17 protein-coding genes are annotated in these 19485 nt (G+C 40.0%); 3 read left to right on the top strand and 14 right to left on the bottom strand.

Translation table 11 applies throughout. The features are described 5' to 3' along the window. Positions 1 to 21: 21 nt before the first annotated feature. From HUW48_RS24970 to HUW48_RS24955, 4 genes are all read right to left on the bottom strand, one after another. Positions 22 to 3363, bottom strand: a complete 3342-nt coding sequence (locus HUW48_RS24970; protein WP_182413514.1) for a DUF4175 family protein — start codon at positions 3361 to 3363, stop codon at positions 22 to 24. A gap of 174 nt (positions 3364 to 3537) precedes the next feature. Further along, positions 3538 to 4311, bottom strand: a complete 774-nt coding sequence (locus HUW48_RS24965; protein WP_182413513.1) for an exodeoxyribonuclease III — start codon at positions 4309 to 4311, stop codon at positions 3538 to 3540. Continuing rightward, positions 4312 to 4668: a hypothetical protein gene (locus HUW48_RS24960; RefSeq protein ID WP_182413512.1), complete on the bottom strand. Its 357-nt coding sequence runs from the start codon at positions 4666 to 4668 to the stop codon at positions 4312 to 4314. Beyond that, a complete protein-coding gene (locus tag HUW48_RS24955) occupies positions 4669 to 5010 on the bottom strand; it encodes a carboxymuconolactone decarboxylase family protein (RefSeq protein WP_106931474.1) in 342 nt (113 codons plus the stop codon). Positions 5011 to 5109: 99 nt separating this feature from the next. On the opposite strand from HUW48_RS24955, the gene HUW48_RS24950 reads away from it, so the two are divergent. Next, on the top strand, positions 5110 to 5814 hold the full coding sequence (locus tag HUW48_RS24950; protein WP_182413511.1) for a ComF family protein: 705 nt from the start codon (positions 5110 to 5112) through the stop codon (positions 5812 to 5814). A 61-nt stretch (positions 5815 to 5875) separates the two neighbouring features. Here HUW48_RS24950 and gldJ read toward each other — a convergent pair whose 3' ends face one another. Together gldJ and HUW48_RS24940 are read right to left on the bottom strand one after the other, a co-directional pair. Next, complete coding sequence (gldJ, locus tag HUW48_RS24945; protein ID WP_182413510.1) at positions 5876 to 7117, bottom strand: gliding motility lipoprotein GldJ; 1242 nt, start codon at positions 7115 to 7117, stop codon at positions 5876 to 5878. A 60-nt stretch (positions 7118 to 7177) separates the two neighbouring features. Next, entirely contained in the window at positions 7178 to 8191 is a 1014-nt protein-coding gene (locus tag HUW48_RS24940; protein ID WP_182413509.1) for a PorP/SprF family type IX secretion system membrane protein, read from the bottom strand. Between the two features lie 270 nt (positions 8192 to 8461). On the opposite strand from HUW48_RS24940, the gene HUW48_RS24935 reads away from it, so the two are divergent. Next, positions 8462 to 11464 (top strand): AsmA-like C-terminal region-containing protein, encoded by a 3003-nt coding sequence (locus tag HUW48_RS24935; RefSeq protein ID WP_182413508.1) that lies wholly within the window; start codon positions 8462 to 8464, stop codon positions 11462 to 11464. Between the two features lie 112 nt (positions 11465 to 11576). Here the strand turns inward: HUW48_RS24935 and HUW48_RS24930 are convergent, their stop codons facing one another. The 7 genes from HUW48_RS24930 to HUW48_RS24900 all read right to left on the bottom strand — a co-directional run bounded on the left by HUW48_RS24930 (position 11577) and on the right by HUW48_RS24900 (position 17037). Next, positions 11577 to 12056: a DinB family protein gene (locus tag HUW48_RS24930; protein WP_182413507.1), complete on the bottom strand. Its 480-nt coding sequence runs from the start codon at positions 12054 to 12056 to the stop codon at positions 11577 to 11579. A gap of 99 nt (positions 12057 to 12155) precedes the next feature. Beyond that, on the bottom strand, positions 12156 to 13361 hold the full coding sequence (locus tag HUW48_RS24925; protein WP_246343616.1) for a glycoside hydrolase family 130 protein: 1206 nt from the start codon (positions 13359 to 13361) through the stop codon (positions 12156 to 12158). A 62-nt stretch (positions 13362 to 13423) separates the two neighbouring features. Further along, entirely contained in the window at positions 13424 to 14359 is a 936-nt protein-coding gene (locus tag HUW48_RS24920; protein ID WP_182413506.1) for an NAD-dependent epimerase/dehydratase family protein, read from the bottom strand. 246 nt (positions 14360 to 14605) lie between these two features. After that, positions 14606 to 15244 carry a Crp/Fnr family transcriptional regulator gene (locus tag HUW48_RS24915; protein WP_182413505.1) on the bottom strand — a complete coding sequence of 213 codons (639 nt, stop codon included), beginning with the start codon at positions 15242 to 15244 and terminating at the stop codon, positions 14606 to 14608. A 261-nt stretch (positions 15245 to 15505) separates the two neighbouring features. Next, positions 15506 to 15958 carry a DoxX family protein gene (locus HUW48_RS24910; protein WP_182413504.1) on the bottom strand — a complete coding sequence of 151 codons (453 nt, stop codon included), beginning with the start codon at positions 15956 to 15958 and terminating at the stop codon, positions 15506 to 15508. Between the two features lie 45 nt (positions 15959 to 16003). After that, entirely contained in the window at positions 16004 to 16357 is a 354-nt protein-coding gene (locus HUW48_RS24905) for a nuclear transport factor 2 family protein (protein ID WP_182413503.1), read from the bottom strand. Positions 16358 to 16452: 95 nt separating this feature from the next. Then, a complete protein-coding gene (locus tag HUW48_RS24900) occupies positions 16453 to 17037 on the bottom strand; it encodes a Crp/Fnr family transcriptional regulator (RefSeq protein WP_182413502.1) in 585 nt (194 codons plus the stop codon). Between the two features lie 290 nt (positions 17038 to 17327). Here HUW48_RS24900 and HUW48_RS24895 point away from each other — a divergent pair, with 290 nt between their 5' ends. Continuing rightward, positions 17328 to 18302: a pseudouridine synthase gene (locus tag HUW48_RS24895; RefSeq protein WP_182413501.1), complete on the top strand. Its 975-nt coding sequence runs from the start codon at positions 17328 to 17330 to the stop codon at positions 18300 to 18302. Positions 18303 to 18408: 106 nt separating this feature from the next. Here the strand turns inward: HUW48_RS24895 and HUW48_RS24890 are convergent, their stop codons facing one another. Beyond that, positions 18409 to 19302 (bottom strand): aldo/keto reductase, encoded by an 894-nt coding sequence (locus tag HUW48_RS24890; RefSeq protein ID WP_182413500.1) that lies wholly within the window; start codon positions 19300 to 19302, stop codon positions 18409 to 18411. Positions 19303 to 19485: the final 183 nt, after the last annotated feature.

Here is a 19485-nt window from a genome sequence, read left to right as displayed (position 1 = left end):
ATAGCGCTAATTTATGCAAAGTTATTTTCCTATTTTCTGAAAATATTCATTTACCTCTTTTTTGTAATAAGGCGTAAAAGCAGGAGAGATAGTTTTCAGCAATTCTGTTTGTTTCTCCTTATTTTTAATATACTTTTCAAACGATGGTGGTACCGCTCGGGCCAACTCCTTACTAGATTGTGCTTCCCGTTTATTATCTAATTCTCGTTCCCTGGCAGATTTCTCAGCTTCCAGTAAACGAGTTAATATTTCGCGTTGGCGCATAATGGTTTGCTCCGTAAGTCGTTTATTAACGAGATCGGTTTCGGATTGTTCCATCATTTTATTTAATTTATCTAGTTTACCACCGTTACCTTCACTTCCCTCCTCTTTTGTGCCCTTGCCTTCTTTACCGCCTTGTTTTTCTAGTTCTTTTAAGGCATTGCGTAAACGTTGCTGTTCGGCCGCTAATTTGGCTAATTCTTCTGAAAGAGCTTTACCAGATAAATTGCTTTTTTTCAGTTCTTCCATTTTCTGATTGAGCATCTGCTGCATTTTACCCATTTCGCCGGATCCGGGTTTAGGTTTGCCACCGGGTTTAGGCTTGCCTTTACCTTGCATTTGGGCAGCCATGGCCATCTGTTGCTGCATTTGTTTTAAAGCATCGTTTAACATTAAAGCCAGATTATTTACTGAAGTCATAGTCAGTTGCTGGTGCATAGTAGCTTTACCCACATTGCGATCTTTAATCTGATTTAAGCTTTCGGTAATATTATTGTTCATGGCCCCAACTTCCCGGGTAACAAAAGACTGAATTTGAAAAACCTTTTTGGCGAGCGAATATAAGCTATCTTCTATAATTTTAGCATCATCTTTTAACTTAAGTTGTTCCTGACCTAAACTTATAAATCGTGGATCGCTCTGGCTTACGCTCCTGAATGATTTCATAAGCTCCTCTTGGTCGAAGGAAAGTTTAATCAGATTATTTAAAATATCACGCAAATGATCCAGGTTTTGTCGAGCTTCCTCCATGCTGTTACTCTCGGCTTCTTGTTGCATTTGCTGAGCCATTTTTTGCATCTGCTCGGCCGCATTTTTCTGCGATTGCGCTGCTTTTTTATTTTGTTTCTTATCTAAAGATTCCTGGCTGTTCTGCATCTCCTGATCGATCTGGTTTTCTTCCTGCTGGGTGTTCTCCATTTGGTTCTTATCTTCCAGTTCCTGGTTTAGTTTTTCCAGTTCATCCAGTTCTTTTTTAACATCCTCAAATTGTTGCTGTAGCTCATTTTGATCTTGCTTCAGTTCCTGATTAGGTGCTTGTTTTTGCTCGGTTTTTTCGGCTAGTTTTTCTTGTTGTTCCGATAGTTCTTTTAATTTATCTGTAGCACTTTCTAGTTTTTGTTCGAATTGTAATTGCTTAAATAATTCTAAAGCCCGCTCTAATTCTTTCTCCAGATTATTTTCTTTCTGATCCATTTTATCCAGCAACTTTTGCAATTCGCGTTCGTTTGGCATTTGCTGTTGCAAGAGTTTTTCGAGTTCCTCGTATAACTTCTTTGTTTCCTCGTCCAGCAGATCTTCCATAAGCTTCTGTAATTGCTTGGTTTTTTCTGCTAGCTCCATGCTTTTTTCATCAACCTTATCCTGCTTTTGATTAAGCTGCTCAAATGATTCCCGCATGGTGGCAATGTCGCGTTCGAGTTGCTTCTTTTTCTCAAGCAAATCTTCAATTTGTTTTTTATCCTGCCAGTTAAGTTCTTTTTTCGTTTTAAGTTTTTCTTCGGATTGCGAAATCTGTTCCTTTAACTTTTGCGCCTTCTGTACCGATTTGCTCATTTGATTTTGCATAGATTTGGCATTCGAAGCAATCTCGTTATTTAACTCATTGCGAGATGGAATTTTTAGAGATAGAACCCGGGTACGAGCGCTTTTAGGTCCTCTAATACCATCGTTATCCCAAACCTGAACAAAATATTCTAACTGCTGACCAGGACTTAACTTCAGATTTGCTATATTCCACGGGTGGTAGTACGATTGACTGATTTGTTGGGGTTCTAACCGTAAAGGGATGGTTTTGAAATTACCCGGCTGCGGATTATTGCCCGTAATTACCCGGTAATGAATGTTTAACCGAGACAATCCGTAATCATCAGAAACGGTACCTCCTAAAACCAGATTATCAAAACCAACAGAATCCTGGAAGCTTTCAATGGTTATTTCCGGAGCCCGATCTGGAATGGCCGTAACCAGGAAAGTCATTTTATCTTTATTATCGCTGTATTGGTTTTTTAAACGGACTTCGTACTCCTGAGTAGTACTTATTTTTTTACTAACCGTAAAGTTGTCTTCCTCGGGCGTAGCAGCTAACACGGAGCTAGGATTAGTAAATGCTAGCTTTAATTGTTCGGTTGCCAGGGTGGCGAAATTCCAGGTTACTATGCTTCCTTCGGGTACAGTAAGATTACCTGTATTATTAATTACTTCTGCTTTTTTCTGTAGGTATTTAGGATATTCAATTTTTACATCAAAATCTTTAAGATTAGGCCGTGCCAAAACATGAAGGGTATATTCGTTAGAATAAAATCCAGAACCAGCTAATTGAAAAGCCACTGGTTTTTGCAATTTCTGAAAGGTATAAGTATAGGTATTGTTTTTAGTAGGTATTAAATTTTGTTCCCGGCCGTTGTACACAATCTTTAACTCATTCGGAATTGTTTTACCTTCCAGTTTTACCTCCAATTGAAAATCCTCGTTGCGAAATGCTTCCAGCTTTTTGTTTTGTACTATAAACTCAAAAGGTGCTTCCGGCGCGTAATACTTTTTATAGTTAATAATACGCTCCGTTCCTTTTACAAACAGATTAGGGTAAATTAAAGTAACAAGCAGCATTAATCCTACCGGTATAAATACATACTTAAGTAAAGGGCGGTTTTCCTGTAGTTTTACACTTTCATCGAACTTAAAGCCTGCTAGTTGATGACTCTTTTGTTCAATACTGGCAGCAATTAAATCGTTGGTTTTGCTAAGGTCTTTTAGCTGAATAGTGTTTAGCAGCTTGTCTTTAATTTCGGGGTAATAACTTCCTACTTTTTGCGCCGCTTGTTCGTCGGAGAGTAATTTTCTAAAATTAGCAAAAGCGCTAAGCGGCGCAAAAATCCAGCGCAAAAAGGCATAAACGACTATCCCCAGAAAAGAAAAAAACAAAAATGCCCGAACGTAGTACGGGAAGTAAAAAAAGTATTCGAGCAGATTATAAATCAGGAAAAAAGTTAAAAGTAATGCCGCTGAAAAAATGCTTCCTTTTATAAGCAAATTAAGGTAAAACTTCTTCTTGAAAGCCTGCAAATGCTGCAAGACTGCATCCATGGTTACATACTGATTCATAATCTAAAACAAAGCATTAAACGATTATATATAAATAGCTGTATTTCAAATAAATATATAGATAATTTTTGCAAATTAAGGTGGAAGCGGATATCTAAATGAACAGAGTATTTACTAAAACTCTTACTTAGCTTAAATTAAAACGATAAAGCCGGAAAATACGATATAATCCAATTAAGCAATTTCTGGGGCTAATTCCAGTAGAACCGGGCAATGGTCAGAATGTTTGGCTTCGGTTAGTATTGCTGCCCGGCGTAAACGATCCGTTAGCGATTCTGTTACAATGGCATAATCAATCCGCCAACCTAAATTTTTGCCACGAGCTCCGGCCCGGTAACTCCACCACGTATAGTTATGTGGTTCCTGATTAAAGTACCGAAATGAATCGACATAGCCATGACCTAAAAAATGCGAAAACCATTCTCGTTCTTCCGGTAAAAAACCCGAACTGTTGGCGTTTGACTTTGGATTATGAATATCTACCGATTGGTGGCAGATATTGTAATCGCCGCAGATAACCAAGTTGGGTAGTTGCGCCCGTACTTGATTAATGTACTGTAGAAAAAAATTTAACCATTGCATCTTAAAATCTTGTCGAGTGTCGCCACTGGAACCGGAAGGCATGTACACATTTACTACCGAACAATCTCCAAAATCAGCTCGTAGTACTCGCCCTTCTGAATCATAAAGCGAGTTGTTGCAACCCACAGTTACACTTGTAGGCTCTTTTTTCGAAAAAATTCCTACGCCGCTATAGCCTTTCTTTACCGCCGGATGGATGTACACGTGGTAACCCAAACTTTCGAAAAGCTGCCGGTCAAACTTTTCTTCGTCGCATTTAATTTCCTGCAAACAAATAACATCCGGATCGGCTGCCTGTAACCAATCTATAAAACCTTTACTTACCGCCGAGCGGATACCATTAACGTTGTAACTAATAATTTTCATTTAATCTTCTTGGTCAAAGTATTCTAAAATATGCCACTTAAGCATACGTTCCTGTTCTTTTAAATTAGCCGCCGGAATAGTTTTTACCGCCCGGTAATGCGGCCAGCCGTCTTCATCGCGGTAGGTAAATTCGTAATAACCCGATAAGCTAAACAACTTACAGGTAGCTATATGCATTAAATCTTGTTTTTGTTCTTTGGTAAAATCGCGGATGCCCTGCCCTAGTTCCTGAATGCCGATTAAAAACAAAATACCATTTAAATGAAGCGTTTTACCGAATTTCTCCCGCAATTTCCGCAATAGTTCCAGCCATCGGTTTTCAAAATCGGCATTGTAATCAATTCGCCTTGTTGTCATTTAGCTAAGTTTTAATTCTTCCCAGTACTCTACTGCCCGCCTGAAGTGCGGAATAACAATAGAACCGCCAATTAAGTTAGCAATAGCAAATACTTCGTAAATCTCTTCGTCGGTAACGCCACATTCCTGGCATTTGCCCAAGTGGTATTTCACGCAATCGTCGCAGCGCAATACCATAGAACAAGCTAAACCCAGCATTTCTTTGGTTTTTACATCCAAAGCTCCTTCCTGGTAGGCGTTCGTATCGAGGTTAAAAAAGCGTTTAATAACTTTATTATCCGCCGCCATTATTTTTTCGTTCATCCGCGAACGGTAATCATTAAATTCTTGTACTTTATTCATTATCTATCTGGTAAATTGATTTTTGGTTCTGGTTAAAACCCTTGTTATCCTAAAGTTCAGGTTTATAAAATTACAAAATTTAGCATTTATCTCTAAGGTATGCTCACCCCTCTTAACAATTTAGTTGCTGATTTTATTTCATTATTGTTTCCGGAAGACTGTCTGGCATGCCATGAACTACTGGCCCGCGGCGAAACAACTATTTGTACCGATTGCCGGGTGAATTTACCTTATACGAATAGTCATCTTTTAACTGGAGCGAAAAGCGAATTATTAAGTCGTTTTTACAACAAAGTACCCGTTAAGCATGCTTTGGCTTATTTAACTTTTACCCGCTCTGGCCGGGTACAACAGCTACTACACGCGCTTAAATACAATGGCCACGAAGAGGTAGGTGAAATATTAGGCAATTGGTACGGCGCCGATTTAAAAGAATACCAATATCAGGAACAATTCGATTTGATTGTTCCGGTACCCTTGCATAAGAAGAAATTACGAAAACGGGGTTATAACCAATCGGATTCTTTTGCTAAAGGACTAGCGCAAGTTTTAGATACCCATTGGCAACCAAATGTACTGGAACGTTTAGCCGATACAAGTACCCAAACAAAGAAAACACGCCTGGAACGGTGGCAAAACGTAGGGCAATTGTTTTCGGTAATTCAACCAGAAATGGTGAAAAACCAACGCATTTTGTTGGTAGACGATGTTATGACAACCGGTGCTACCCTGGAGGCTTGTGCTTTAGTGCTATTAGATGCAAAAGCAGCAGCTGTAAGTGTAGCAGCGATTGCTGCCGCTTAATATAAGTCAACAAAAAAAGGCCCGCTGATTGGCGAGCCTTTTCTATAAAATTATATTTTAATTATTTATTGGAACCAGTGTTAATCATGGCGCAACGGAAACCAATGGTAGAAGTAGCAGAATCCTGAGCCATAAACCGGCGGGTACCCGGTGATAACCAATAAGCTACGTCTTTCCAGGATCCACCTTTATACACCCGGACTTCATCGGTAATTAAAGATTGGAAACCAGCTGCATCGTAATTAGTTGCAGGGTCACTAATTCCACCACCCCGACGTACCGGGTTTAAGTCTTCCACATCCTGAAACGAAAGTGGACGGTACACATCTTGTACCCATTCGTTTACGTTACCGGCCATATTATATAAACCAAAGTCGTTAGCTGGATAAGCATATACCCATTCGGTAATCATAGCGCCATCATTTAGCGAACCGGCAATACCGGCATAGTCACCCCGGCCGCGTTTAAAGTTAGCTAAGAATTCGCCCTGGTGTTTGCCATACGGGTTACGCATTTGATGACCATCCCAAGGGTAAATACGTTTGTTCGTTTGGTTTTCGTCCTGGTCTAGTTGGGTACCAATCATAGCTTGCGCTGCATACTCCCATTCGGCCTCAGTGGGCAAGCGGTAGTTCGGTAATACTAAACCAGATTCAATAGATAAAGAGCCACCTTCAGCAGGAGCTTCAGCGGCAGCACCTTTTTTCTTTTTACCAAATAATTTAAAACCGCCACCTCCAGTGTTGCCACCATTCCGGGCCATGTTCTCGTTAACTTTAGCAGTACGCCATAAGCAGTAATCATTGGCTTGTTCCCAGCTTACGCCCACAACCGGATAAAAACGGAAACCAGGATAACGCAGGTAATATTGTTCGTAAGGATCGTTGAAAGATAATTCCTTTGCCCAAACGGTAGTATCGGGTAAAGCTTTGGTATAAACTTCTTCGGCTGAATCTTTTTTGATATGAGATAAATATTCTAACCAGTGAATGTTAGCCACTTCTGTTTCATCCATAAAAAACGACGCAACCGTTACGGTACGCTCGATATTATCCCGAGTCATTGCTACGTCTTCTTCCATGGAGCCCAAAGTAGTACGGCCACCTTCAATAAATTTCAAACCCGGACCCTCAGCGAGAGGCTCATAGCTGGCTACCTGAAAACCTTCATCGGTGTTGTACTCAATTCCGGTTTTAGCGCTTATATCGCCCGGATTAGTGCTCGTAGGCTTCGCATTTCTGTTACAGGAAGTAAGAATAACGGCACCAGCCGCCACGTAACCTAAAAATTTAAACAAATTCATAAAAGTTGTTGGCTCCTAAAAAATATTAATTTTCCGAATTTAATGCAATAATAACACTATTTAAAATGCGGGGCAAGCGATATGTTTATAATTTTTCTTAGATGCCCGGCTTTTGAAAATTTTATCGAAATCGATTTTATCAAAAGATATTGCTATTTCGTGTGCTCCTCCGGTACGGCTGCCAGCCCCGGTAAAAACTACATCATAACTATACGCTAAACGAAAAGGTTCTAAAACAATGCCAGTTATTACAGCAACTGACTGGTCATACATAAAATTACTGCTCAGAGGCAGCCCGCGGTATATTAGTCCTAACGTAACAGGTGTATACGTAAAGTATAAACCAAGGTCAGTTTTTTTGAAAAATTGTTGTTGGGTATACGTAATGGTGGGAGTTATACTAAACTCATATAAGTAAGCATCGCGGTAGTAATTATTAATGTAAAATTTATAACCAGTATTTAAAGTAAATTTTACCGGTAATTTAGATTCTATTCCGAAACCAATATCCGGTTGGTTGGCATGATGCGCCGCCAGCGAGATCCAGAACTGATTATTATAAAGCACTCCTCCCGCTGCCACGCTCAGGTAAGAAATCGGATCGTAGATATAATTTTCCTGAGAAGTAGGATTAATACTGCCATTATCATTTAATTGATCGCCAAAAATTAAATCAGTATAACTAAAACGTTGCGAACCATACGAGGCCTGTAGTGCTACACTGGCTGAAAAGTTTTCGTTAAGCGCCGTTTGATAGGCATAGATGCCACCTACCTGCGTGCGGGTAAAACCCGCCTTACCGGTTTTATCTAAAGAGGCTACCAAGCCGGCCGCTGTTTTTTTATTTTTAAATTTATAATCAGCCGCTATTTGTTGAGTAACAAAACCATTGTCCAGGTTACGCCATTGAGTGCGGTAAGCAGCAGCTATACTATAATCGGAGCGGAGGCCGGCAAAAGCCGGATTTACATGCAGGCGGTTACTAAATTGTTGGCTAAACTGAAAATCCTGACCCCAGGCCCAGAAATCAAAAAAAAGGAACAAACACAAAAAAGTAAATTGTTTAGCCCGCATAAACCTTTTAAAAGAATAAGCCTACTCCGGACATTCTTTCTTAATTATCGTAAATACCGAAGGCCTCCTGGAAAACGTTGTTATTAAACCAGTAGGTATGTTTGCTTGTCTAATATTTTACTGAACCAGCAAAAGTATGGGACTTTCAGGTAGAACTACAAAAATAAGTTATTATAAGCATCGGATAAAACGCTTAATGAATACCTAAGTTTAACGTATACGTTACCTTTGACCCTAAACTTCGGTTGCTATTTAATGTAAAAACGCCTTATGAAAAAAGTATTTATAGGATTTGTAATTTTTATTGTGGTGTTAATAGCTGCTGCGGCTTTAACGCCTTACTTATTTAAGGATAAAATAAAGCAGGTTCTGGATAAACAAATTGCGAAAAATGTAAAAGCAAAAGTATTGTACCAGACCGATAACGTTAGCATTAGCTTATTCCGCGACTTTCCGAATTTGGCATTGAGCATTGATGATTTAACTATTATCGGGCAGGATTCATTTCAGCGCGATACCCTGGCTATGCTGCCTAACTTTAGTATGGGTCTGGATTTAATGAGCGTTATTGCCGGCGATAAATTAAAGGTTCGTTCGGTAAAATTGCAGGATCCGCGACTTAAATTAAAAGTTCTAAAAAGTGGCCGCGCTAACTGGGATATTTTTATTACTGATACCACGCAGGTTGAAACGCCCGCTGATACGGTTAATCAGTTTAATATGGCCATTAAAGGTTGGGAAATAAACAACGGCACCTTAGTGTACGAAGATTTAAGTATTCCTTTCCGTACCGAGGCGTTCCACGTGAATCATAATGGGAGCGGCGATTTTGAACAGAATGTGTTTGATATGAAATCGCGCACTACGGCCGATGGATTTACTTTTAATTATGCCGGCCTCGATTACCTGGATAGTACCCGGTTAGATGCCGATATAACCTTGGCCATGGATTTAAACCAATCGAAATACATGTTTAAAGAAAATAATATTAAGGTAAACGAGTTTGGTTTAGGCTTAGATGGTTCTGTGCAGATGCCTGGCGATGACATTAATATGGATTTGACCTTTAAATCGGCTGATAATGATTTTAAGAGTATTTTATCCATAGTGCCGGGAATTTTTACCGAGAAATTTAAGAATATTAAAACGGAGGGTAAAGTAGCTTTTAATGGCTACGTAAAAGGTACGCTAAACGACACCTCTATGCCGGGTTTCGGTACGGATTTAAAAGTTTCCAACGCCATGTTTAAATATCCGGACTTGCCTCAGGCGGCCACTAATATCAATATTGATATGAACGTGGATAATAAAGATGGGGTAATTAACAACACAAATGTACTCATTCGGAAAATGCACCTGGATTTAGGTAAAAACCCGGTAGATGCCAAAGCTTCCATTCAAGGCTTAGAACCAATGAAAGTGGATGGTAACGTAAAAGCGAATATCGACCTGGCCGAAATGACCAAAGTATTTCCGGTAGAAGGTATGACTTTGCGCGGGTTGTTATTTGTGGATGCGGTGGCGAAAGGTACTTACACCAAAACCCAAATGCCGGTAGTAAATGCCAAAATGAACCTAACCAATGGCTTTGTAAAAGCCAAACAATTTCCGGCGCCAATTCAAAACCTGAACCTGGTTTCTACTATTACCAACACCACCGGAAACACCGATGATACCAAAGTTTTAATAGAACGTTTTAATATGTTACTGGACGGTGAGCCGCTCGAAGGCCGGGTAGCCGTACAAAACATAGCCAAGCCCGCTTTTGATGCCCGGATAAAAGGTATTTTGGATTTAACTAAAATCACCAAAATCTTCCCGCTTGAAGGTACTACCCTATCCGGCCGCATTAATGCCGACGTTACCGCCAAAGGTAAAATGACTGATATTGATGCCGGTAAATACGACAACATTACTTCCAGCGGCAGTATGCAGGTAACTAACCTGAACTACAAAAGCACCGATCTACCACAAGGTATGAAAATTACTACCGCTAACACTGTTTTTAATAATGAGAAAATTCAGGTAAATAATTTTAAAGGCTTTATTGGCAAAAGCGATGTGCAGCTAGATGGATCGGTATCCAATTACATGGGTTATTTGTTCGGGAAAAACCAGCCTTTGCGCGGTAATTTTACTATGAATTCTTCCCGTTTTGATGTGAATGAGTGGATGGTAGACGAGCTAAACGGCGAACCTGTACCACCTGAGGCTGAGGGGGGTATAATTCCGGTACCCGAAAACCTGGATGTAGTTTTAAACACAACGGCTAACCAGGTAGTTTACGACAATTTAAACCTGAGTAATTTAAAAGGAACGGTTACCCTCCGCGACCAGGTGGCTAAACTAGATGGGGTATCCTTTAATGCTTTGGGTGGTTCTTTTGTTACTAATGGTTCCTACAATACCAAAAATTTGCAGCACCCAGGTTTTACTTTTGGGTTAAATATTAAAAATCTTGATTTTAAATCGGCTTATAATGCTTTTAACACTATAAAGGTTCTGGCTCCTATTGCGCAGTTCCTGGATGGTAAGTTCTCCACTAATTTTAATTTTAACGGCGAATTAGGTCCTGATATGATGCCTGTTTACAAAACTTTAACCGGTAAAGGCTTAATTGAAGTAGTAAAAGCGGTAGTTCAGAATAATGTTATTGTGAACCGGATTAGTGAAGTAACTAACTTTAAAGAATTGCAAAATTTTTCTATTGAGAACAAAGGCTTTTCTGCGGAAATTGTGGGCGGTAATTTAGTGGTGAAACCTTTCGATTTTACGGTAAAGGATATTAAAACTACGGTATCGGGTACTAACGGCATTGATGGTAGTTTAACTTACGCCTTAGCCTTAGATGTTCCTACGGGTAAAGTAGGGAATGCTTTAAATGCTAAACTGGTATCACTTACCGGCGTGAAAGACATTAAAGGTACCGAACGAGTAACCATGAATTTGAATGTAGGTGGTACGGTTACAAATCCTAAAGTATCTCTCTCAACGGCCAGTGCTAAAAATCAAGCCAAGCAAGTGGTACAAAGTATTGTACAGGAGAAAGTAGATGTAGCCAAGCAGCGACTAGAGCAGGAAAAGCAAAAAGCTGAAGATAGTATAAGAGCGGAAGTAAACCGTAGACGCTTAGAAGCCGAAGCTAAAGCCAAAGAAGAAATTGCCAAACGTACCCAGCAAGCCGAACAAAAGTTAAAGCAGCAAGCTTCTGAAAAGCTAAATAATTTATTTAATAAACGGAAGCCGACAGCAGATACTTCTAAAAAGCAATAATCAAAAAGTAAATTGGTATAAAAAAAGAACCAGGTTGCGGAACAGCCTGGTTCTTTTTTTATTAAAATGAGTTCCCTTAGAGTAATTTAATTAATTGTAAGCAATTTCATTATTATTTCTCTTCCTGATATCCTCCGGTTTCGAGCACAAATGTAATGTAATCGGTATTTAATGGTTCTAATCCGTTCTGGCGTAAATCACGGGCAATTTGCGCCCGGTGGTACGTACCATGATTAAATACCTGCATCAGAATGTCTTCCAGAGAAGTGGTGAAATTTTCGCCTTTGGTGTTTTTATAAGTTATCAGAGTTTCTAATTCTTCAGGTAAAGAATCTGCTAAGCCTATAAATCGTTCGAATGTACTTTCCTGCAGTCTTCGGCACTCCGCCAAGGTATGTTCGTCGAATACTTGTACAGGACTTTCCAGGTGTTGAATCCGGGCTAACCAAATAATTTCGGCATTTAGTAAATGACTAAATAAATGCAAACTCGTAGAAGGTATTTGGCTTCCGAATTTTTCCAGGATTTCTAACAATCGCTGGTTTGCCCAACTGGTATAAGCGGCTAATTTTTGTAAGGTATTACCTGCCATTTTACAAATTCTTATTAGTGCTTTGCCAAATTACATTAAAGTATGTTATCAGGTATGCGAAATAAGGTAAAAACTTATTTCCTAAAAATTATTCGTACCTCATCTGTCCTGCTCAGGAGTATGTACAGCTACGGCAATTTTAGAATCAGCGGTGCCATAGTACAAAAACCACTTATCCTGTAAGTGAACCAGTCCTTCCAGAAAACAGACATTTCCTATCTGCCCGGTAATTTCGTATTCTTTTTCCGGCTTCATAAAGTAACTGGCGGTGCGCTGTAGTACTTTGGTTGGATCTTTCGGGTCGAGTAAAATTTGGCCAGCGGTATAGGTGCCGGGCGGTAAAGTGGGGCTACCTCCTTTATCCAGGTTCATGCTGTTGTAAATAAGTAAAATACCAGCATCGGTGAGCATTGCCGGTGGACCGGGTTCTACCAAACGGCTATCGAACTGGCCAGGGCGGGGACCAAAGGCAATAGCCAGTTTACTATTTTCTTCTATGGGCGTCCAGTCGAGCAGGTCATCAGAGGTAGCTATAAACATGTTAGTATCACCCCAGTACATCCAGTATTTTCCGTTGATTTTAGTAGCAACTATTTGGTTGCCGTTGCGGCGGCAAACAATAGCCCCCGACTTAGACCAAGTATCTTTGTATTTGCCCGCGTAAGCTTTTTCAAATGCTAAGCCGTGTTTTTCCCAGGTTTGTAAATCCGAGGAAGTAGCCACGCACAAACGGGCGGTTTTGCCATCGTAAGTGGTATAGGTCATTACGTAAGTACCTTGGGGCGTTTCTACTACTCTAGGGTCTTCGCAGCCACCCTCCCACTCATACTTTTTCATAAAATCGTTATCGGGATATAACACGGGCTTCGGCATTCTTTTAAAATGTAAGCCATCTTCGCTAATGGCTAAACCTATGCGGGAGGTACCGGCAAACTTGCCTATTTTATCTTCAGCCCGATACAGTAAATGTACTTTGCCATTGCGCACCACCGCAGCCGGGTTAAAAACATCTTTTTCTTCCCACTTAACCGTAGCCCGACGAACCGGACAAAAAAACTGAGTAGTGCTATCCGGCCCTAAAATAGGGTTAATAGCATCTTGTTTCTGAAAAGGTTGTAAGGTCCAGTTTTCAGTGGCAGTTGCGGGTTGGTTGCTCTCAATAGCGGAGCCAGGTGGAGTACTAGCTACATTCGTTTCTGATTCGGTTTGTTTCGCTGATTTCTGATTACAACCCGGTAAAAGAAAACAGAAAGCCAAGAATAAAAACAGGTTAGGCATGAAGGAGACAGTACGGGCAGCGAGCATAGGCAGATAAAATTTAGATAACTGCCTTAATTATAAGAAGATGATGGCGGTTGTCCAAAGAACTAGTCTTTTTTTACTTTATTTAGAAGAAAAGGAGCAAATTGCTTTATTCCGGTGGCATAAGGAGTAGGCTGTACTTGAAATGCTTTCTGAAACTTATCGGAATTAAATACATAATCGTACTGGTATTGATAATATAACTCCGCGATTTCGCCTATCATTTTATTAAATAAACCAATAGTTTGTAGCATCAGCTTATTTACCTTCATAAAATTTGGTTTAGTATTAGAAGCTTTAGCCGCCAACTGAATAAATTCATGCCCCGTAAGGGCTGGTGCGGTAGGTAAATGCCAGATTTGATTATCCGATTCAGGGCGCTGGCCCAGTAAATAAACTGCTCTGCCGGCATCCGGAATGTAGATAAAAGAATGTTTGCTGGACGGGTCGCCGAGCCACGTGGCCTTTGCTTTTTGGGCATACTTATACAGCACCATAGAATCGTAAAAACTGTTGAGGCTTTCGGCACCGTAAAAATCGGGAGCACGGGCAATAGAAGCGCGTAGATTACCATCTTTTACTTCTGCCATCAATTTCTCGGCTACTCGCGCCCGAATTTCACCTTTCACACTGCTGGGGTTATAAGGCGTTTCTTCAGTCATAGGGCCGCGCACGTGGCCGTACATGTACACATTATCGAAAAAAATAAGGCGGGCTCCGGTGGCTTTAGTCGCATCTATCAGATTTTGCATAATTACCGGCCACTCGGCAGCCCATACTTTTTTTTCGTAACGGAGGCCGGCACACATGTAAATTACCGAGGAACCTTGTACGGCTTGTAATACTTGCTGGTAGTTTTTTAAATCGGCTCCTAACCAGGTGGCTTTTTCCGTTGTTTTTATTTCACGGCGGCTTACCAGACGTACAGGTTGATTATTTTTTAACAATTCTTGCGCCAGCGCATTGCTGACGGGTCCGCCAGCGCCTAATATGGTATGCATAATTATTTGCTTTTTTACTCATGCAAGGTAAGATGGGCAAGGCACCTAAATCGTTAACAAAAGATAATAAAGAGCTTCGCTGGTTAAAATTTTGTTTGATTTCTAAATTTTAATTCGGTTAGAAAATGGAAATAAGAAATTTATCCACCATCAGCCTAAGAAGTTTGGTGCTAGATAATTTCCTCCATTGTTTTGGAATAACCACAGTACATTAATTGCTTTAAGGAGTTTCAGGAATTTACTTTTTTACGCTACAGCAATAGTATGCTTTTCTTTAGTACTAGCAGCCGAAATCCTTTTACGGATGCGGGAAAGCGACACCGGCGTAATGCCTAAAAAGTTAGCGACATAGTGTTGCGGAATGCGTTGCAGGAGATCGGGTTGTTGTTGGAGTAGTTGCTGATATCGTTCTTCGGGAGTTTGAGTTACAAAAGAAACTACACGTTCTTCGTAACAGCAAATTAAATATTCGGCTACCAAGCGACCAAAACGCTCCATTTTGAAGGCAACTTTAGGATTACTGCTTAGTTGCAGCAAAGCCGGTTTCGAGAAGCAGATAATCTCCGAAGTTTCTAAGGCCTCGATGTTTATTAAACTGGGTTCATCTTTTAAAAAGCTTTTATAAGAGCTAACCAATTCATTCTCGAAGCAAAAGTAATTGCTAATTTCTACGCCTTCTTTTACAAAGAAAAACCGGAAAGAACCGGAAATAATAAATCCTATTTCGTGGCAAACTTTACCTCCTGTAATAAAAGCCTCCCGTTTTTTTATATTCCGGAGATAAAGGTGCTCCGCAAAAATGGCCCATTCTTCATCTGTAAAAGAAACAAAAGTTTCCAGATGTTGCCGGTACATATATAACATTTCGGGAGTTAAGGTTGCCATGATTAAAGAATTACATTAAAAGTAATACTCGAAGATGCTATCCTAAATTATAGATTTACAAATAGTTACTATAAGTATATTTTTAATGGTAAGATAAGTTTTTTGATTTAGAAATCAGAATTTCTTTTATTAGTATTTAGCTATAATAAAAGATCAGGATGTATATTTTTTCAAACAGATTTAAAAATTAACCAACAAGCCCGATAGTAAAGGAAATCTTTAACACCGGGCTTTGGGGCTGATCCTAGGATTGATTAATTGTTAGTTGAGTTTGCTTTTTATTAATAACTTATCGGCGGCGTATTTTCCGCCACCGGTAATTAAAAGCGAAAAGGCCATAGCTATCCAGAAAATAAAGAACTCGTATCCTTCCCCGGCCTGGTTGTTGAACCAGTTCATAAAAAATCCGAACTCAATGCGGGTAGTTAAAATAATACCTAAGGCTAATAACCCCAGCGAGGCAGCCAAAAAGCGGGTGGCAAACCCTGCTACCAAGGCCAGCGCCCCTATTGATTCCAGTATAATAATCAGGAAACCTAATACCCAGGGAAGGCCTTCGGATTCGGTGAAAAATTTCATAGTGCCAGTAAAGCCGTAGCCATTAAACCAGCCAAATAGTTTCTGCGCGCCATGGGCAAATACTACTAATCCTAAGCCAATTCTTAGAAAAAGGGGAGCCAGCGAATTGTCGGTTTCAAAAATTTTGTTTTTCATGGCTTTATTTCGACTAATGGATTTAACGTATTAGATTGTTGAAGATCAATTGCCATAAAAGAATTGTTCTTTAATTATTTTACCGTCTTGCCATTCCTGCACCGATACCTGGGTGTAGTTGCGCACGCCCCAATCTTTGTGGGTATAATCGTAGTGCCATTGCACCATCGTTACGCCTTCGCCCACGGTAACTTTTAAAGGATGGGCTCCTCCGAACTCGGTAATGGACGAGAAGAATTCGTTTTCGCGCTGACGGTTAGCGGCTTTGCCCAAGGTGGGTGTGTTTTCGTTTTCCTGCATTACTACGTCGTCGTGGTAATACTTTTCGAAGGCTTCCAGGGCTTTACCCTGTAAAACCAAGTCGTTTAAATCGCTGATTTTTTCTAATAGAGTTATCATGAGCTTTGTTGTTATTGTTTAAGCAAAGCTCAGTAGAAACGGCGCGAAATAAGATGAAGTAGATTAAAAAAGGAGGTTAAACTTGTTTAATAAAATTATTGCTCCAGAATTAACTGGTTGCGGATTTTACTCAGAAATTCTTTGGTAATGCCCAGGTAAGAAGCAATCATGTACTGCGGTACCCGTTGATCAATTTGTGGGTATTGTTTTTTAAAAGCCAGGTAGCGCTCTTTGGCCGGCAGACTAAAACTATTTACCACTCTTTTTTGCGAAGCCACAAAAGCTTTCTGAATAATAATCCGGAAAAAGCGTTCGAGTTTAGGAATTTCTTGGTAGAGCTGTTCCAGATCTTCGTGGGCAAATTGAGCCAGTTCGGTGTTTTCGAGGCATTGAACATTAAAGTCGGCCGGATTTTGAGTAATAAAGCTGCCTAAATCGGCCGTCCACCAGTTTTCTACCGCAAACATTACAATGTGCTCCTGCCCTTCCGGATCTATGTAAAAAGTTTTTAAACAGCCTGATAATACAAAGTTTTCGTATTTGCACACATCACCGCTTTGCACCACAAACTGTCCTTTCAGGTATTTGCGGTATCTTACTTTTGCGAGCAAAGTAGCTTCTTCTTCCGGGGTAAGAGTTATATACTGGTTAATATAAGCAAGAAGCGGTTGAAGATTCATGGTTGTAAAACTTGGGGCTCAATAAATTTAAAAAACAGGCTACTTTTTAAACTAAAATAGTATTTTAAATAACTCAAGAGTCCATTTAGAGGTAAAAATTTAGAAATAGAAAGAGAGTAGTGTCAGGTTGATTTAGATTTTAAATTCTTTGCGTTAGGTTATCCTTACCTTTGCCAGATTATTAAAGAAAATTAAATTAAAATTTAAAATAAGACTGCTCATTATTTTTGCTTGAAGCATTTATACAAGCAGCTATTTATACTTACAATTAAGCAACGTTACCCTTAATTATGGAAGCAAAGCGATTAAATAAATTTATCAGTGATACCGGTTTCTGTTCCAGACGGGAAGCCGATAAATTACTGGAGCAAGGCCGGGTGACGGTAAACGGTAAAATTCCCGAACCGGGCACCAAAGTAACCGCCAACGATAAAGTCCGGATTGATGATGAGATTTTACACGTGCGCGAAGAAGAAATTGTTTTTCTGTTGTTTAACAAGCCTGCGGGTATTGCCACTACTACCGATCTTTCCGTTAGAAATAATATTATTAGCGCGTTAAATTATCCCGCTTCTCTGCAACCCATCGGTTTCCTGGATCGCGAAGCGGAAGGATTATTGTTTTTAAGCAACGATACCGAACTGGTTCGCAAAATAACCAAGAACGATTCTAAATACGAGAAAGAATACCTGGTAACAGTAGATAGATTAATTACCGGCGATTTTTTAACCAAGGTAAGTGAAGGCGGAATACCCGAGCCCGGAGCTACCCGCAAGAAGAACTTTGTAGCAAAAATGGGAACCAATCGCTTTCGGATAGTGCTGGAGCCAGGTACTAATCACCACGTAAAAAGAATTGTAGAGGCCTTAGGCTATAAAGTGGTGCATTTGCAACGAAACCGTATCAATAATTTTACGGCCGGTAAATTACAGGTTGGCATGTGGCGCGCCTTAACTGAAATTGAAATAACTGAAATTAAAAGTGTAGTAGCTGGTAAAGCCAGAAGCAAGAACTATGGTGCTGGTAAGGAAGATAATTTTTACGAAGAAGATTTTTCTTCTGTCCGGCCGAAATCTAAACCTGAAACCGGGAATAAAGAATCTGGGAAACCAATTACCGCAGCAAAAAACGCAGGCAGTAAACCGCGGTCCAAAAGCCCTGCTAAAACAGGTTCTGGCCCCCGTGTTGGGAAAAGTAAACCTACAGCCAACCGGAATGCAGCCCCGAGGAGTAACGGAAGAAGAGGCGGTTCACCTAAAAGGTAATTTTAAAGATTGAATTATTGGTAATGCTTAACTTACTGATAAATTTAATAAACATTAAAGATGGCACGAGCGAAGACGCTCGCGCCATCTTTAATGTTTATTAAATTTAAATTTCTCCTCTGGAAATAGCGTACAACTCGTACCAATCCTGATGCTCTAAATCAATATTAAAAGCATTAACAGCATTTCGGAGCCGCTGTTCATCGCGCGTGCCCAACAATGGTAAAGCCCCTAATTTAATTACCCAAGCTACCGCAATCGATTCCATATCTACGTTATATTTCTGGCCAATTTCCTGTAATTTCTGGCGGACGCGTACCGCTACTTCATCCGTGCCATTGGCAATCCTTCCATCTGCTAGTGGGCCGGAAGCCAGTGGCCGCATGTAGCGCTGTTTAATGTAATCAATCTGGCCATTATCCAAGGCCTGCGTGTTTAATAAATTCAACTCAATGTGGTTGGTTACAATAGGTATATTTAAGTAAGCGGCCAGTAACTGATGCTGAAAAACTGAGAAATTAGCTACCCCGATATTTTTTACCTTCCCCGATTCTTTTAGTTGCCGCAAGGTAATAGCTGTTTCTTCCAGGTTAGAGATGGGGTCGAGATGATATAAAAGGAAAATATCGAGGTAATCAGTTTTTAGTTTGCGAAGCGATTCTTCTACGTTGCGCAGAATATGTTGGCGGGAAGTGTCGTAATGCTTTACCCGCACCTCCGGCTGACTAGGATGTGGTAAACGCAAACCGCATTTAGTAAATAAAACAATGTCTTCTCTTTTAAACGATTTCTGGCTAATTACCTGACCAAACAATTCTTCAGCGTGGTAAGAGCCGTAAACATCGGCATGGTCGAAGGTGTTGATACCTAATTCCAGACAAAGATTTACTATTTTTTCCATGGAGGCGGCAGTAGTAGTAGCATCCTCTTGCCAACGGTGGAAACTGTAAACTGCCGGGGATACTTTAGGGCCAGCGTCGCTTAAATAAATTTTCTGCATTAGTTAGTTATTTTACTGTTGAAGTAATCAAGTCTTTGTTAAAAGCAAATGAATCTTTAACGAAATTTTTACTTTTTGTTGGTGTAAATAGTATATCTGGCAACTGCTAATTAGATTTTAAAAAATAAAAGTAAATGGATGGAAGCAGTTAAAAGTAGCTGTCCTTCGGGAAAAATCTATTTT

The sequence above is a fragment of the Adhaeribacter radiodurans genome, from assembly GCF_014075995.1.
GTDB lineage: Bacteria > Bacteroidota > Bacteroidia > Cytophagales > Hymenobacteraceae > Adhaeribacter > Adhaeribacter radiodurans.
The sequence above is the reverse complement of the archived record's forward strand: the minus strand, read 5'-3'. Positions and strand labels throughout refer to the sequence as shown.